Here is a 16,745-nt window from a genome sequence, read left to right as displayed (position 1 = left end):
TAATAAAATAAATAATGAAAAAGGCTAGGTTAAAGCACATATGCTCTGGTATTTTAGCGGGAACAAAAAACAAGGATAAATGCAATGGATCAGCAAGTAACGAAAATCAATATCGACAACCCAACGACTTTATTTGGCCTCAAGGTTCGCACCAGTAATATGAACGAAATGAGTGGTAAAGGTGCCAAAATTGCAGGCTTATGGCAGCAATTTTACACAGACATAGCGCCAAATTTAACGCCATCTAGCAAAGTATATGGCGTATACACTCACTATGAGTCAGATGTCACAGGGGAGTTTGATGTATTTGCTTGTACTGACCAGCAAGTCACTTCACCAGAGACAGAACAAACTACACTTGCCACAGGTAACTACCTTCGCTTTAGCGCCAAAGGAGCCATGCCACAAACCGTTATAGATGTTTGGGGTCAAGTTTGGCAGTACTTTAGTAATGAACAATGCCCACACATCCGAGCATATAAAACTGACTATGAGTTTTATAAAAGCAGTGAAGAAGTTGAGGTGTTCATTTCGGTAGAATAACGTTAAATCGAATTTATAATGTAAAGCCCCATTACACAACAAAGCCGCTTATTGCGGCTTTGTTTTGTAATCTTAATTGATGTATCTCAGTGCTAACTGTTCAGCCTTAGCATAGGCATTAGTCAAAGAACGTTGATGCCTGCTGTCGTTAAATTCTTGATACTCACAAGCAATTTCATAAATATGCTGAACACCTAAATACTTACTCAACGTTTTAATGTGCGGCACTAAATGACTCATACTCTCTCGTATACCACCTGCCTCAAAGCCAAACTCACCCGTTGAGGTTATAACCAGCAAACGCTTACCACTTAATAATGGTTGCAAAGGGTAATCCCCCCGCTGCAAATCAAAGTCAAATGTTTTATTGATCCTAACGATTTGATCAAACCATGCTTTTAGTTGTGCGGGCATGCCATAGTTATACATAGGCGTTGATATCACTATGGTATGAGCGTTAACCAATTCATTTATCAATTCATCTGATTCGGCCAGTACTTCTTTTTGCTCTAGCGTTAGCTTGTTGGCAGGCGTAAACACAGCACCAATCCAAGATTGATTAATAAATGAAGGTGGATTCATTCCAACATCACGGTAAATATACTCAGCTATAGCATTGTTTTGCTGTAAATGATTTACAAATTGCTTAGCAATATTTTTAGAGATTGAGTCGTGATTAGGGTTTGCATTTTTAGCTGAACGCACACTAGCATCAATGTGTAGCAGAGTAATCATAGTAAATACCTCATTAGTTAATGTGTTGGTATCATCATTAAATGTGCGCCATTTAACAAACGAGTTATAATTCACTATAAGTAAGTTATACTCATCTATAAATTTAGGTGGGTTCAACTATGCATATATCATTACAAGCTTTAAAAGCCTTTGAATCAGCTGCACGATTAGGTAGCTTTAAAGCAGCCGCCGCTGAGCTTGCGATTACGCCTACAGCGGTATCGCACCACATTGCTAATCTAGAAAGCCGCTTGAATACTGATTTATTTCATCGCGAAGTGAGAAAGATAACCTTAACTCCATCAGGCGAGTACCTAAGCCAAAACACAACTAGCGGCTTTAAGCTTATTTTTGCGGCAATTGAACAGGTGAGCCAAGCACATAACCAAGTACGTATCACCACAACATCTTCTCTAGCAGCCCTAAGATTAATACCCGCTTTAGAAGAGCTAAATAACAAAAAACCACATTTACAGCTTGATATATCAACCAGTGAAACTTTAGATAAGCAGCTTCATACCTTGCCTGTTCGGCTAGGAAATAGTGAGGAAGTAAACAAATCAGATATCATCAAGTATGAGCGCTTTGATGTGTTTGCAGCAAGCTCAGATAAAAGCCCCCCTTGGCTTGATGAACAGGTCACTTTATACACAAGCCAGTGGAAAAATAATGCGCTACCTGCTCCACCATTAGCGCAGTGGCTCAAAGTAAATAACCTAAATGACTCATGTTTCGAGATAAAAACATTTGATCAAGAGCTATTTGGTATAAATCAGGTGCTCGCCAATAAAGGCGTGGTGTTTTGTTCAAAAACCTTGGTTCAACCTTATTTAAATGCAGGGTTACTAACACCATTTAATAGCCAAGACGTTGAATCAAAACTATGTTACTACATCCCCGAAAAAAATCGCTTTGAAACATCTATACAAAAAGTTGTGATTAATTGGCTTGAGCGTTTACTAAATTAATGTTGTACAAATAACCTTCATTTAAGTTACTGTGGTTTAGTAACTTTTAGCCACCAAAAAGGATGTTGTTGTGTATAAATTACTACTCTTTGCCAGCCTATCTCTTGCTGTTTTTTCTACCAGCGCAACGAAAATTATCAATGATGAACACGTAACAAAAGAAACAGACTGCTTCACAGGCATCTTTGCTGACTATGATTCGTGGCACCAATTTATAGCGCAAAAGAATAAACGCAAAGCTAAAACCGAGACTGAGTACTTAAAGCGTATTAAAGCCTTTGAAGAAACCTTTCCACAAGATATGTTCGATAACTTTAAAGCAAATTTAACCTGCCATAACTTTAAATATAAGGTTGATGATGTTGAGGTGCTTGGTTATATCATCAAACCTAAAGTCATCAAGAATAAGCTACCAGTATTAATTTATAACCGCGGCGGCAATGGTAATTTTGGCAGTGTTTATTTTGCAGCAATGATGCGCAATTTATTTCCTTTAGCAGAGCAAGGCTTTGTGGTTATCGGCAGCCAGTACCGCGGTACATCAACTAAAAATGATGATTTAGATGAGTTTGGTGGCAAAGATGTTAATGACGTACTTGCGCTTATTGATTTTATTCCGCACATAGCAAGTGCAGATGAAAACCGTATTGGCATGTTAGGAGTAAGTAGAGGCGGCATGCAAACCCACGTTGCGATGCAACACACAAACAAGATTAAAGCCATTGCAACCATTGCAGGGGCGACCGATTTAGTTAAAGAGCTTACGTTTAGACCTAACATGGAAAATAACGTGTATGTGCGTCGTATCCCCAACTATAAAGAAAATAAACAAGCAGAGCTTAAAGCACGCTCTGTTATGAACTGGGTTGATAAGCTCTCACCTAAAGTGCCCATATTACTTATTCATGGCAGTGACGATAAACGAGTATCGGTCGATAACTCAATTCAATTTGCCAAAGCACTAGATAAGCATCATATCCCCCATAAACTCGTGGTGTATGAAGGTGACAACCACTTCTTAATGAGCCATAAAAAGCAACTAGAAGCAGAGCTAGTTAGTTGGTTTAACACTTATTTGTAACTTTTTTGAAAGTAAAAAGGGCCAAAAAGGCCCTATTTAATCATTACTTAGCCATATCAAAATGATTAAACGCCCCATCTAGCGCACTGCGAACGGATTGCTCTGCGTTTTGTTCATGGTCAGCTCCTTTGTTGATGTGGTGCTGCCAGGTAAGGTCGTTTGGTGCATGCTTTTGAAGAGCATTCACTAAGCCATTAAATGCACCGGTTATGATTGGATTCTCATCACCACCTAATGTGACATAAAAATAGTGAGTGCTGCCTGCTGTATTAGGTAAACTTTTACTGAACTGTTTTACGACAACATTATCGTCATACCAAGCCGCAGGGCTAAAAGCAAAGTATGCATTAAATAACTCTGGTTTAGTAACCATGGTATATAACACAAAGCTACCTCCCGCCGAAAAACCTGTTAGCGTGCGCTGCCCGCTAATACGGTACTCTCCCTCTAAATAGGGTATTAGCTCTGTTTCAATAAACTTTAAAAACACATCAGCTTTACCAAATATTTCTTGTTGATTTTGATTGATTGGGCGCGCTTCTATCGCCACATCCTTACGGGCGTAAGGTGGCACTAAATCACGATTTCGTGTGTCATGCCAAAAAAGGTTCGGGATGGCCACGAGAATAACCTCATGCTTGTCATCGGTGCTTTCAAGAAAACTTAAAGCGTCATCCCAAGTATCAAGGTTAAAATTGCCGTCAGTTTTAATTATGAGCGGATAAGCTTTGTTAGGGTTGTAGTTTTTGGGCAAGCGAATGAAAACTCGGCGCATTTCTGAAAGCGCATTCGACTTTATATCTATATCAATAAAGCGTGAACTATAGTGCTGTTGGTATTTCATCGCGATATACAAGCCTGTAGCTAACAAAACAAATGTAATAAGCCAAGCTAGATACTGAAATCTAAATTTTAGTAATGCCATTTTATATCCTTAATCAATAACTTAATGACACTACTTCAATTATAAATATTAGTTAATAAGACAATTGTAACAGGGTATTAGTTAGCCTCTTTCACCGACTTAACTGTGATACAAGATATTCATTATACGCTTGCTCGATAATCCAATAGCTCGCAGCCGCCATTGCCAGCACTGAAAATTTACATCGAACATTTGATAGCTTTCATCTAAACGCTTTCTTTGTGTAACGGGGGTTTACAGTTTGCATAAAAAGACCGCAGCTTAACGTTGAAGCTGCGGCATTTTTTATAAAGCATATTTACTTGTTATACCAATCCGCTTAATTAAGTAGTCTATTTTGAGGCAATTAAACCTCGTTGATAACAAGGCAAAAAATTCGTTATTTAGTTGTTCTAAATGAGAAATTTTTAACGCAGTTAGCGACAGGTTTAATCCCTCAAAATGATTAAGTATTATTGTGGGTTGGTATTAAGTAAATGCTTTTCGAAGAAGTTAGCCATCATAGTGTGGTAGTGCAGGGTAGTGCCTTTACCTTCTCGTAGGCTATGAGAACGGTTCGGGTAAGAGAAAAACTCGAACTGTTTATTGTGCTTAACTAATTCGTTAATTAAACGCTCTGAACCTTGGTAGTGTACGTTATCATCTCCGGTGCCGTGGATCAGTAGCAACTTACCTTGCAGATCTTTTGCAAAAGTAATCGGCGACGTGTTGTCGTAACTTTCAGGATCGGTATTTGGGTTACCCGCATAGCGTTCTTGGTAGATAGTATCGTACAAGCGAATATCTGGCACTGGGGCTGAGGCAATACCAACTTTATATTTATCACCATGGCGGAATAACAAATTAAGTGTTGAACTACCGCCACCAGAGTGACCCCATACACCGACACGGTCGGTATCAATGACATCCCAACGTTTTGCCATTGCATCAAGGGCGTCAACTTGGTCTCGTACGGTAATAGAGCCTATTTTTTTGTAGATAGACTTACGCCAATCTCTGCCTTTTGGTGCGCGCGTGCCGCGGTTATCAACTGAGGCAACAATAAAGCCTTGCTGAGTTAGATACGACTTGTATAAGTAACTGTTACCTTCCCAGCGGTCTTGTACTGTTGAGCCCCATGGCTCACCATAAACATAGAAAACGATTGGGTATTTTTTGCTTTTATCCATATTCGCTGGGAACATGATGTAGCCATCAAGCTCAACACCATCACGGGCATTAACTGTAAAGAACTCGTGAGTCGGTAATTGCTCAGTCGCTAATTTCTCTTTTAATGCTTTGTTCTCAACTAAGGTTTTCACATTGCTATGATCGCTTACTTTGATGATCTCTTTCATTGGTGGAGTGCCAAATTTAGAGAATGTGTGCATCGCCCAAGAGGTATCTTTAGACATATAATAGCTGTTTGAGCCATCAAATGACGCTGGCGTTACGCGCATAGGTTTAGAGCTGCCATCTAACGACGTACGGAATAAATACCGCTGGCTAGGATCATCCGGTGATGCAGTAAAGTACATAACGTTTTTATCTTCGTTAAGCGCTAACATATCAATGATGTCATAGTCGCCCGGCGTTAAATCAACAACCGTTTTGCCATCGCGAGATACACGGTATAGATGACGCCAGCCATCACGCTCACTGTGCCAAATAAAGAACTTACCGTCTTTTGACCAGTTTGCTTTATAAAACCACTCAATAAAGGCATCGTCTTTATCTTCGAGGATTTTAGTTAGCTGTTGTTTTTGCCAGTCGAATAACCAAACCTTGTTGTGGCTTTGCGGGCGGTTAAGATCTTGGATCATCAAAGATTCACCAGTGCCTGCCCAGCTAATACGTGGAATATAACGATCACGATTATCGCCACCAAGTTCAGCCCAGCGAGTTTTCTTGTCGCTAAGACTGACCACACCCACTTTAACCGCAGAGTTCATCTCGCCGGCTTTTGGATACGGGAATTCTTTAAGGGTAGGGTAGAGATCATCGGTGTTATTGATCATGGTGAAGTATTTCACGCCACTGGTATCAAGCTGCCAATAGGCAATTGATTTATTGTCTGGGCTCCAGCGAAAACCATCACGAATAGTAAATTCTTCTTCGTATACCCAGTCAAAATTACCATTAACAATGGTGTCGTTACCATCAGTGGTTAAAGCAGTCACAGCCTTGCTACCGACTTTTTCCATGTAGATGTTGTTATCACGCACGTAAGCTACTTTTGAGCTATCTGGTGAGAACTTAGCAAACATTAGCTTTTTCGCTTCGATGTTTTCGCCACCTAACTGATATAGCGAATCTGTTTCAAGGTTTAATAGCCAAAAATCACCACGGCTACGTGAGCGCCACACTTGCTCGCCATTGGTAAAAACCATCAGCCATTTACCATCTTTAGACCATTGATAGCTTTCAACGGTGAGTGGCTCTTTATCACCTTTGGGAATTAATTTTTCGTAACTAACAAGCACCTTACGACCCGTCCCATCGGCGTTATAAAACACAATATCATTGCCTTTTACGCCGTGTTCATCGTCTTTAGCTTTGTCGTCTTGAGTATTTTTATCGCTTTCGCGCTCTTCAAGTACTGTATAGCCAGTACCATCATCGAGCCACGTAAAATAGGTGCTACGCTCAGCTTTAAAGTCTTTTTCTTTATAAATTTGTGCAAGCGAGAGTGGATTAGCCGTTGCGTTCACTGTTGCTGATGGGGTGCTAGCTTGCTCTGCAGTTGAGCATGCCTGCAAACCTAAACCCGCAACCACAGCAAACGCAAGGGTTGATGTTTTTATTAAATTCATTTTGTTGTTCCTAGGTTTTAACTTACCTAGCGTACCAAATTAGATGAATAAAATCTGAGCTTTTATCGTGTTATCAGGGGGGTTGAACTTAAACTCAATCGTCCCACAAAAACATACTGGCTTGCTTGTTGGCAATACGTAGCTCGTAAATATCATTACAAGGGCGCATCGCCGCACCATAGCAAACATGTAACGGCAATAAGTGCTCTTCACGAGGATGACTAAAACGCGCCGCAGGGGCCATTTGCCATTCTAATAGCTTAGCTTGTCGCTGCTGCTCACTCAGCTCAGTATTGCCACATACATCAACTAACCATTGCTCAAAAGCCATATTTTGCGCTTTAATTTCAGCGGTTTCAGGGGTGAAAAATGCGCGCATATTATGAAAAGTAAAGCCAGACCCAATGATCAATAAATTATCGTAATCAAGTTGTTGTAAAGCCTCACCTATCGCTAGGTGTAAGCTTGGCTCAAGGCTTGGATGTAACGACAATTGCACACAAGGTATATCTGCTTCTGGATACATAATTTTCAAAGGCACATACATACCGTGATCAAAGCCACGAGATGGGTTTAATGCGCTATCGATATTAGCTTTTGCCAATGCCTGATGTACTTTTTCGGCAAGGGCTGGTTCACCTGGGCTTGGGTACTCAATACTGTAAGCAGGCTCAGGAAAACCATAGTAATCATAAATTAGCTCAGGAGCAGCACTCGAAGTAATACTAATAGGGTTCGCTTCCCAGTGCGCACTCACCATCAAAATAGCAGATGGCTTTTTAATTTTAGCAGCAACGGACTGCAAACAAGTGACCATATCGGCATGACTTGGATCGCCAAGTAAAGGCATAGGACCGCCGCCATGTGAAACAAAGAAAACGCGTGGCTTTTGCATAAATGTACTCCTTAAATATGCTTTTCATACCAATTCGCTTAATTAAGTAGTCTATTTTGAGGCAAGGAAACCTCGTTGATAACAAGGCAAAAATTTCGTTATTTAGTTGTTCTAAATCAGAAATTTTTAACGCAGGTAGCGACAGGTTTAATCCCTCAAAATGATTAAGTATTATTGCGGATTGGTATCTCTATAGTGCACGCACAGAGGTACAATAACTAGCCACAAAAACGCACAACTAGGGTGTGAATTTACACACCAATAGTTTGTAAGTACTAACTTAAATGCCAAGCTACGTTCATGGCAGGGACTTGCCCTTTTAAGCCACCTTCGAGAGGTTCTTTGCACAGTAATGTTAGTTGATAAAAAGCATCGTAGTGCTGATGTAGTTCATCGGCGACTACACTAAACGGCGGACCCGAAAACTCACTTTGCTGATACTCAAAGACCACCACTAACTGTTTAGCTCTATTAGTTAATTCAAGTAAATGCTGGGTATAGCGAATGCGCACTGGCTTTGGTAGCGCAACTAAAGCGGCACGGTCATAAACTGCGTTGATAGGGCCAAGATCAGCTGCAGTAAGTGCAAAAATATCACCCACCCAAACGGTTAGATTTGCGCCTTGGTAACGTAATAGTTCGCCGTGTTGGCTAATTTCGGGTTCTAGCTTTAACTCATCAAATAACTGCTTAATGGCTATCTCACTAAGTTCTGCCCCAACAACACGCATACCTTGCGCTAGCAAATAATGAATGTCGTGAGTTTTTCCGCACAGTGGTACAAAAACAGTATCGCCTTGCTGCAAATTTAAGTTAGTAAAATACTGATCTAGATAACGGTTAACGTCTCCTTCATGAAAACCAATTTCGTTATTTTCCCAACGTTGATGCCAATGCTTTGCGTCCATTACATACTCCTAAATAAATTGAATGAATTGAGCTGATAAATATATTCCGACACCAAAAAGTAGGTGAGTTACAGCACTTTTTAAGCGGGCTTGAAGTGGGTTTGCTGTTTTCGTAGCCATTATCCCCATCCCTAAAGCGGGCTGCATAACAAAAAATGGCATAGATACGCTAGCTAATCCATATATACATGCAGCGATTAAGGTGGGCTGTTCAAGCCAAGCAATACCGACCAATAATATAAATAGAAACGAAAATAAAACACCAATAAAGTAGTGTAAACACCAGCCAAACACGCACTCAAACTGCTTAACTGGACTAGTTGCTATATTCAGGTGCTTAAACTTTCCATCTAATAAACCCAAGCCCCAACGGCCAACTAAACAAAAGTTTAATGACGGTATCTTAAACACTTTAGCCAGCAGAAAAGCATAAAGATCAATGAACAAAGTCGCCGCTATGCCTACAAAAGTTATCACATAAATATCATTAACACTCATAATTAGATGCTCTTAAATGATTTAATAAAAGACATGATATCTAATTGCAAAAATGCTAAAAATAGCAAGATAAACAAACTATGATTGCATAAATGAGAACATGATTGACGATATTGCCCTATTCATACAGATTGTTAAACAAGGCGGCCTAAGTAATGCGGCTGAGAGCTTGTCGTTGCCTACCGCAACTGTATCGAGACGCTTGCAACGACTTGAGCAACGCCTAGGCGAGCAGCTTTTAAATCGCTCAGCAAGGCAATGCACGTTAACGCAAGCAGGAGAGGTATATTTTCAAAGTTATGTTGAATTAGTTGAGCAGTTTGAACAAACTCACCGCCAGCTTAATGATCAAAAAGCACAATTATCAGGAAAGCTTAAAGTTTTAGCACCTCTGAATATTAGTCATGGTTTCTTAAAGCCAATGTGGCTAGCATTTACTAAACAGTACCCTGATATTCAACTTGAGCTATTGCTTAATAATAAACTTGAAGATCTGAGTAAAAGCCAAGCTGATCTAGCAATAAGAGTCGGGCCGCAGGTTGATTCTATGCTCCATCAAAAAAAGTTAGGCAGTGTTGATACCTTATTTGTAAGCACAAAAGCATACCTTGATTCGGCACCTTCCATAGAAGAGCCAACTGATTTAAAACAGCATAGGTTAATTGGTACCACGTTGAGAAATAAGTGGCAGCTAACCAATACACAAACGAATACAACTTATACGCACATGTGCCGATTTGCTACTACTTTTAACGATACCGGATTTGTAAAATACTTAGTTTGTGATGAGCAAGGTATTGCTTTGTTACCTCGGTTTGAGGTTATAGATGAATTAAAATCTCAGCAGTTAGTTCAAGTACTGCCACACTGGCGAGGGGAAAACCGCGACATTTATGCTATCTGGCCAAGCGCACGTTTACTGAGTAAAAAGGCTGTCTGTTTAAAACAGTTTATAACCGACTATATTGCTGAACAATTATAAAGTCTGCCATTCATATTCCATCTGTTTAGCAGTCAATAAGGCATGTTCGTAGCTAATAAGCTCAGCGACTAACACTAAACTCATATCAATGCCGGCAGAAATTCCACCTGAGCAGGTAAACTTATCGTCGGTGATCCAACGAGTATCGGCAATCACATTAAGATCTTTAAACATAGCAGCCAAATGGGTTTGATCTTGCCAGTGGGTCGTGACGTTTTTACCGTTTAAAAGCCCCGTTTTAGCAAGCAAAAATGCTCCTGTACAAACGCTGGCAACACGTTTGGTTTTAGTAGCAGTATTTTTTAACCACGCAATAACCTCTGCTTTTTCAAGTTCTAGAGTATGATCACCACCAACCACAATAAGTAAATCAAGCGAAGGACAGTCAGCGAAACTGTAATGGGGGTTTACACTATAACCACCACGGGCAAGAACAGGACCAGTAGTTTCGGCAATTAAACTCACTTGCCAGTCATTATCCGCTAGGCGCTTAGCGGTACTGAACACCTCAAATGGACCTGAGAAATCGAGCACTTCGGCATCATCATAAATGTAAATTCCAATATTCATACAATTGTTCCTGTTATGTTGATTTATTTCTCAAGCAAAAAAACGTACTATGCCATTTTTGCAGTTCGTTAATAACATATTATTAAATTGCGCACTGTATACAAACAAAACTTCAAGGCATTGTTAATGCGTTTTTTATTATTATTGAGCGTGCTGCTGGTTGGTTGTAAAACAACACAGCAAAACGTTGCTGAAATCAGTGAAGTATCGCCGAGCACTATTTATTTTCAGGGCGAAACATCAAAGCAAAATGTTGAAAAGTTCGAACAATTATTAGTAAGTAGCGATCAACAAATCAATACCTTGGTTATTAATAGCCAAGGGGGTGATGTGATGGCGGGTCTACATTTAGGTGGCTTAGTGCATGAGTATCAACTCAATGTTGTAGTACACGAGCTTTGTGCATCGTCTTGCGCCAACTACGTACTTACCGCAAGTCCACATGTTCTCGTTGAAGAACAAGCCGTTATAGGCTGGCATGGGGGCTCATTACAGCCATTATACGTGCCGATGGAGCAATCTCCCGAGGTCGCTAGCTATATTGCAAAATGGCAAACAGCAGAACGACAATTTTTTAAAATCATCAATGTTGAACAAGCGGTTACTATCATAGGTATGATGCCTGGCATTACCGAAAAACGTGATTCAGCTATTTATAGTTACGATGTCCAAACTCTGAAGCGTTTAGGGTTACATATCGAGTTTGCAGGAACGCAAACAGGGATGTCAGCAAGTGGCGAAAAAGTAGCGCAAGTATTCGAGCTTGAGGAGTCTGTACTTAACCACTTTTTGATGCTCAACGATATCGTGTCAGCTGAACTAATTAACTAATAAAAAGCCAACATGACGTTGGCTTTTTTGTATCGCATTTAATCTAACTCTAATTGGGCTTTTTCAACACTTTCCGCGGGTAACTCTTTTTGAACAGAAACCCCCAGCTCTTTGAACTCAGAGGCCTGCTTAATCAAGTTCCCTTTACCACGATACAGCTGAGAAAACGCTTTATCATAGCTTTCTTTGGCGCGGTCTAATTGCTTACCAACCCCTTCCATACTAGTAAGAAAACCATTTAGCTTGTTATAAAAGCGCTCTGCACGGGCAGCAAGCTCTTTTGAGTATTTAGTTTGCTCTTCAAAACGCCACAATTGTTTAACGATATTCAAACTAGTCAATAAGGTAGTCGGCGTTGCAACTAAAATATTTTTTTCGATTGCCTGCTGATAAATATCACTTTGATATTTGAGCGCTTCAACAAAAGCCGACTCTATCGGTACAAACATGATCACCACTTCAGGGGAGTTAATACCCGGTAGTCTATCGTAGGCTTTACTTGCTAACTCATTAATACGTGATTGCACTGCCGTGACATGCTCTTTTAGCGCTTGCTGTGCCTCAAGCTCTGAATCGGCATTTACGTAGCGTGTGTAAGCGTTTAACGAGGTTTTAGCATCGATAACTAAATGACGCTGTTGTGGTAAATACACCACCACATCAGGGCGTAGACGACCATCTTCGGTGTTAAACGACACTTCACGTTGATAATCTACACCTGCACGCAGTCCTGCGCTGTCTAATACATTTTCGAGCATTAACTCACCCCAATTCCCTTGGGTTTTCTTTTGACCTTGTAACGCAGTGCTAAGTCTATCAGCTTGTTCAGTAATAGCTTGGCTTTTAGCTTGCAAATGCAATAACTCAGTTTTAAGTGCAGCACGCTGTTTGAGATCTTCAACATGGATCAATTCCATTTTATCGCGAAAGCCTTTTAGCTCACCCTGAACAGGTTTTAATAATTGCTCAATGCTTTCTTGATTTAAGGTTTTAAAACGCTGAGATTTCTCTTCAAGGATTTGGTTAGCAAGATTTTCAAACTCTTTCTTAAGTTGCTCTTTGCTTTCTTTGATTTGACTGAGCTGTTCTTTAAAGTGCAGCTCTTTTTGCTCTACCGTGCTGCGTAAAGTACTTAAATCAATATCACGTTGATTGAGAGTCGCTTTGGTAGCAGCAAGCTCAGCCTCGACTTGACGCCAAAATTGGTTGTATTGCTGTGCTTGTTTTTCTTGTTCTACAAAACGGGTTTTAAAGTGTTGAGATTCATCACGTTGTTCAGCGTAATCTTGCTGCAATTGAGAAAACGAGAGTTGGCTTTCTTGTAATTGCAACTGCGTTTGCTCTAAATGGCTTTGCTGAATTTGATGACTATTTTGCAGTTCAGCTAACTGTTCTTTTAAGCGGCTTTTTTGCAGAGCAAAAATAACACCACTTGCGAGTGCACCTGTAGCAGCACCAAGCACCACACTTTGCCAATTAATCTGTGCAATTAGCTCTGTAATCATATCGAAAACTCAATAACTTAAAGACACATCATCATAACGAAATAGTTCTCAACAGAGTAGGGGGATCAGGCATAAAAAAAGCCAGCTCAAGAAGAGCTGGCTCTAACATTACTAAAATTTAGTAACCAAATGGGAAATCAACATAATGCTTATGTAAACTGCAATTTAACAACAAGCATAATAATAGACGCCCTAAAATTTGATTAGTTCAAAAAAACTTTAAAAAAATTTAATTTTTTATCAGCGCAAGCATTTGCTCTTCATCAAATTGAGTAAAACTCATTGATTTTTCAGTAAATAATGCATCAACAAGCGCTTGCTTATGCTGCTGCATTTTAAATACTTTTTGTTCAATTGAGTTAGCCATAATCAATTTATAAACAAACACAGGATTAGTTTGACCAATTCGATAAGCACGATCTGTCGCTTGTTTCTCAACAGCAGGGTTCCACCAAGGGTCAAAATGAATCACGGTATCTGCTTGAGTCAGGTTTAACCCTGTACCACCGGCTTTTAAACTAATTAAGAACACAGATGTATCACCTTGAGTAAACTCTTCGATAACACGATCGCGTTGTCTTGTTTGCCCTGTTAGCATACTAAAGCTGATGCCAAGCTCATTTAATCGCTCCGCAATCACATCAAGTGCCATGGTGAATTGACTAAATATAATCACCTTTCGGCCTTCACTAAGCATGATAGGTAAATGTTTAGAAAGCCATTCAAGCTTAGCGCTGCCAGCTTGAGATGTTGGATCTATCAATTTGGGGTGACAACAAATTTGTCTTAATTTTAATAATGCATCCAGAAAAGCCAGCTTACTTTTTTGCACACCCTGCTGAGCAAATAGATCGACCAATTTCTGCTCTAATGATTCAGTTATACCGGTATAAATTTCTTTTTGTTTAGTTTCAAATTCAAATTCTTTTACTAGCTCTGTCTTCTCTGGTAACTCTTGAGTAACTTGCGCTTTAGTTCGGCGTAAGATAAATGGCATGATCAATGACTTCAATTCGTCAGCGCGTTGTACATCGTTATCACGCTCAATAGGCGTTTGAAAGTAGCTTTTAAAATGTGTTTGCGAACCAAGTAAAGACGGCATAGCAAAGTCGAGCAAGGATTTAAGCTCAAATAGATTATTTTCAATAGGGGTGCCGCTTAAACACAATTTAAAGTCAGCATTAAGGCGCTTAACCAAACGTGAAACTTGAGCTGCATCATTTTTAATATATTGGGCTTCATCTAAAATGATATTTTCAAAATAAAGCGGCGAATAAAAAGCGATGTCGCGCTTAAGCAGTGGGTAAGTCGTTAAAATACAATCAGCTTGCGACAGCTGTTGTAATTGGTCGCTGCGAGCAGCACCGAATACTGTGGTGATTTTTAAGTTGCTAGCAAACTTATTAATTTCGCTTTGCCAATTACCAACAAGGCTTGTTGGGCAAACAATTAATGTAGGACCCGATTGAGGTGATTGTTTTGCGTTAGCTAAAAAGGCGATAACTTGTAAGGTTTTACCTAGTCCCATGTCGTCAGCCAAAATACCACCGAGCTGGTGACGTTTTAAAAAGTTGAGCCAGTCGACGCCAAGTTGCTGATACTCTCTTAGCTGCACACCTTTGTTTAAGCCTTGAATATCGGACTTTTTAATTAACTGTTGTGAGTCACTTAACTCAGCTAAGTAAGCATCTAGCGCATCGTCAACAATATTCACCTTAATCGCTTTTTGCTCAATAAGCTTTGGCAAAAACGATAGCGGCATTAAGATTTCGTCACGCGTTTTGATATGCTCAAAACGTTCACGATAATCGTTAAGTTGCATCATCGCGACCTTTTCAACTACCGCAAAGCGTTTACCTACAGTAAAATAATAGAAACGCTCACTTTGTCTATTAAGTGACTGATAAATATTATTATCAGTGATAAATAGTTGTTGCGTTTTGACTCCAGAGATCACGATTTTACTAACTATCTGATGTCCTTTACCACGCTCAACTTGCAGTGAAAGCTGTTTTAGAGCTTTGCCGACCTCTAACTCATCATTAATTTTCCAACCACGTTTTAATAAGTTAGGAATAATTTCAAACTTTAGCCAGTGCTCATGAATAACTGATTGTTTATTAAAGATAAACTCAGTTTGTAAAGCCCCTTTACATAATTCAAAACCGAGATTGGTTAATTCATTTACAACGGTATTTTCTAATGACTGGTTGAGTATATCCGCTGGAGCTTGGCTTAAATCATACAAGGAGTTTTGATAATTAAACTGCAATGATAAGCGGATTGTACCCTCGTCATTATTAATACTGATGACTGGGAATACAGTTCGAGCTAGGCTTTTTTTACTTTGCTTAAAAGCATGCGGAATAACCCCTTCACCGAAGTTATCATTGAGTTGCTGATAAACACGGTCAAAGTTCTCAGTGTGAATTGCAGGCATATTTGCGAGTAAAGCTATTTCATCAGCTGTTAATGGAGTACGAATACGACCTACTTTTAGTTTCTCTGGATCAAGGTAGGTCGGAGGTGTTGTTTTTAATAATAACCAATTATCTTGGCCTGCTAGCGTCATACTCAATGAGGTTAAGTCTTTATTTTGTTTCCAATCAAACTCTAGAGCTTGCATGCTATCAGCTTTAATAGCTTGGCGTGAACGACCTAAGAACAAACGTTGCGTGGCGATTAATTGCTGTAGTGCAGCAAACCCCCATTGACCTTTGAGCTCTAATTTACCGAGTGCATTTTGTGAGCGTATCCAACTATATAAACGAAAGTCTGACTCTAGTAAATCAGTAGGAGTTACAAAGCTGTTTAATTGCTGCTCTGTAAGATTTCGACCTAGGGTATAATTATGTTCAGGGTCATAATTAGCAATCTTCGGGGTGATAGTTACTATAGATTTCTCTACATCAAGAACAAATAATAAAACCTGTTTGGCATCTTCGTTGGCAATCTGCTTAAGCGTCTTAAGTTCACTAAACCAATCGTTAATGATGTAGTCTTCACCGTAGTCGCCTGAATGTTCAATTTTGAGCTTAAGTAAAACGGCGGCAATATGACGACATTTGGTTTTAGATCCGCAAGTGCAGTGTGAATCGACCGAAAATCCACTTGGTAATTTACTGATCTCAATATGCTGAGTGAAGGTATTTCCTTCGTTACCAAACATCGACGCATCAATAACACTAAAGTCACTGTTATGTTCTAACCAGTTGATTTGGCCGTTCTGATGATACTCTTTTGCTTTACTTAACACATGTGGCTTAAACAGCTGTTTAATGAAGCGCTCAGACAGGGGAAACTGAGTTTCTTGCTCTTGTTTTATTTCTTCAAAGATAGCTAATAAGTCATTTTTGGATAAGTTAGCAGACATAACGCTTATGGCAGTAAAAACAAAAAATAATTCTGCCAGTATATGATCTATCGACCCAGAGCTAAAGCACTATTGAGCAATATTGGACTGGTTGGAGCTGATAACTTAGTAAAAAACTGCTTTAAAAGAAAATGAAAGT

General features: G+C 39.7%; 15 protein-coding genes. 5 read left to right on the top strand and 10 right to left on the bottom strand.

What is annotated here, in order from left to right:
* Positions 1-84: 84 nt before the first annotated feature.
* On the top strand, positions 85-543 hold the full coding sequence (locus HCZ11_RS00465) for a GyrI-like domain-containing protein (RefSeq protein WP_167657313.1): 459 nt from the start codon (positions 85-87) through the stop codon (positions 541-543).
* Between the two features lie 72 nt (positions 544-615).
* On the opposite strand, the gene HCZ11_RS00460 is transcribed toward HCZ11_RS00465, so the two are convergent.
* Positions 616-1,278: an FMN-dependent NADH-azoreductase gene (locus HCZ11_RS00460; protein ID WP_167657312.1), complete on the bottom strand. Its 663-nt coding sequence runs from the start codon at positions 1,276-1,278 to the stop codon at positions 616-618.
* A gap of 119 nt (positions 1,279-1,397) precedes the next feature.
* Between HCZ11_RS00460 and HCZ11_RS00455 the strand changes: the two genes are divergently transcribed.
* A complete protein-coding gene (locus HCZ11_RS00455) occupies positions 1,398-2,246 on the top strand; it encodes a LysR family transcriptional regulator (RefSeq protein WP_167657311.1) in 849 nt (282 codons plus the stop codon).
* Between the two features lie 70 nt (positions 2,247-2,316).
* Complete coding sequence (locus HCZ11_RS00450; RefSeq protein ID WP_167657310.1) at positions 2,317-3,327, top strand: prolyl oligopeptidase family serine peptidase; 1,011 nt, start codon at positions 2,317-2,319, stop codon at positions 3,325-3,327.
* Between the two features lie 43 nt (positions 3,328-3,370).
* Here the strand turns inward: HCZ11_RS00450 and HCZ11_RS00445 are convergent, their stop codons facing one another.
* From HCZ11_RS00445 to HCZ11_RS00425, 6 genes are all read right to left on the bottom strand, one after another.
* Positions 3,371-4,252, bottom strand: a complete 882-nt coding sequence (locus HCZ11_RS00445; protein WP_167657309.1) for an alpha/beta hydrolase — start codon at positions 4,250-4,252, stop codon at positions 3,371-3,373.
* A 452-nt stretch (positions 4,253-4,704) separates the two neighbouring features.
* Entirely contained in the window at positions 4,705-7,044 is a 2,340-nt protein-coding gene (locus HCZ11_RS00440) for a S9 family peptidase (RefSeq protein WP_167657308.1), read from the bottom strand.
* Positions 7,045-7,138: 94 nt separating this feature from the next.
* Positions 7,139-7,939, bottom strand: a complete 801-nt coding sequence (locus HCZ11_RS00435; RefSeq protein WP_167657307.1) for a class III extradiol ring-cleavage dioxygenase — start codon at positions 7,937-7,939, stop codon at positions 7,139-7,141.
* Entirely contained in the window at positions 7,830-8,063 is a 234-nt protein-coding gene (locus tag HCZ11_RS19560) for a hypothetical protein (protein WP_256854170.1), read from the bottom strand. The genes HCZ11_RS00435 and HCZ11_RS19560 overlap by 110 nt, the downstream gene beginning before the upstream one ends.
* A gap of 151 nt (positions 8,064-8,214) precedes the next feature.
* Entirely contained in the window at positions 8,215-8,847 is a 633-nt protein-coding gene (gene tmpT, locus HCZ11_RS00430) for a thiopurine S-methyltransferase (protein WP_130052357.1), read from the bottom strand.
* 9 nt (positions 8,848-8,856) lie between these two features.
* Complete coding sequence (locus tag HCZ11_RS00425; protein WP_130052358.1) at positions 8,857-9,345, bottom strand: DUF2938 domain-containing protein; 489 nt, start codon at positions 9,343-9,345, stop codon at positions 8,857-8,859.
* A gap of 100 nt (positions 9,346-9,445) precedes the next feature.
* Here HCZ11_RS00425 and HCZ11_RS00420 point away from each other — a divergent pair, with 100 nt between their 5' ends.
* Complete coding sequence (locus tag HCZ11_RS00420; RefSeq protein WP_167657306.1) at positions 9,446-10,327, top strand: LysR family transcriptional regulator; 882 nt, start codon at positions 9,446-9,448, stop codon at positions 10,325-10,327.
* Here HCZ11_RS00420 and HCZ11_RS00415 read toward each other — a convergent pair.
* A complete protein-coding gene (locus tag HCZ11_RS00415; protein ID WP_167657305.1) occupies positions 10,322-10,897 on the bottom strand; it encodes a DJ-1/PfpI family protein in 576 nt (191 codons plus the stop codon). The genes HCZ11_RS00420 and HCZ11_RS00415 overlap by 6 nt on opposite strands.
* A 126-nt stretch (positions 10,898-11,023) precedes the next feature.
* Between HCZ11_RS00415 and HCZ11_RS00410 the strand changes: the two genes are divergently transcribed.
* On the top strand, positions 11,024-11,728 hold the full coding sequence (locus HCZ11_RS00410; protein ID WP_167657304.1) for a hypothetical protein: 705 nt from the start codon (positions 11,024-11,026) through the stop codon (positions 11,726-11,728).
* A gap of 38 nt (positions 11,729-11,766) precedes the next feature.
* Here HCZ11_RS00410 and rmuC read toward each other — a convergent pair whose 3' ends face one another.
* Together rmuC and HCZ11_RS00400 are read right to left on the bottom strand one after the other, a co-directional pair.
* Positions 11,767-13,233 (bottom strand): DNA recombination protein RmuC, encoded by a 1,467-nt coding sequence (gene rmuC, locus HCZ11_RS00405; protein ID WP_167657303.1) that lies wholly within the window; start codon positions 13,231-13,233, stop codon positions 11,767-11,769.
* 229 nt (positions 13,234-13,462) lie between these two features.
* Positions 13,463-16,606, bottom strand: a complete 3,144-nt coding sequence (locus HCZ11_RS00400) for a DEAD/DEAH box helicase (protein WP_167657302.1) — start codon at positions 16,604-16,606, stop codon at positions 13,463-13,465.
* Positions 16,607-16,745: the final 139 nt, after the last annotated feature.

Source organism: Pseudoalteromonas sp. HF66, assembly GCF_011806445.1.
Lineage (GTDB): Bacteria > Pseudomonadota > Gammaproteobacteria > Enterobacterales > Alteromonadaceae > Pseudoalteromonas > Pseudoalteromonas apostichopi.
This window is presented reverse-complemented; position numbering and strand designations above follow the sequence as displayed.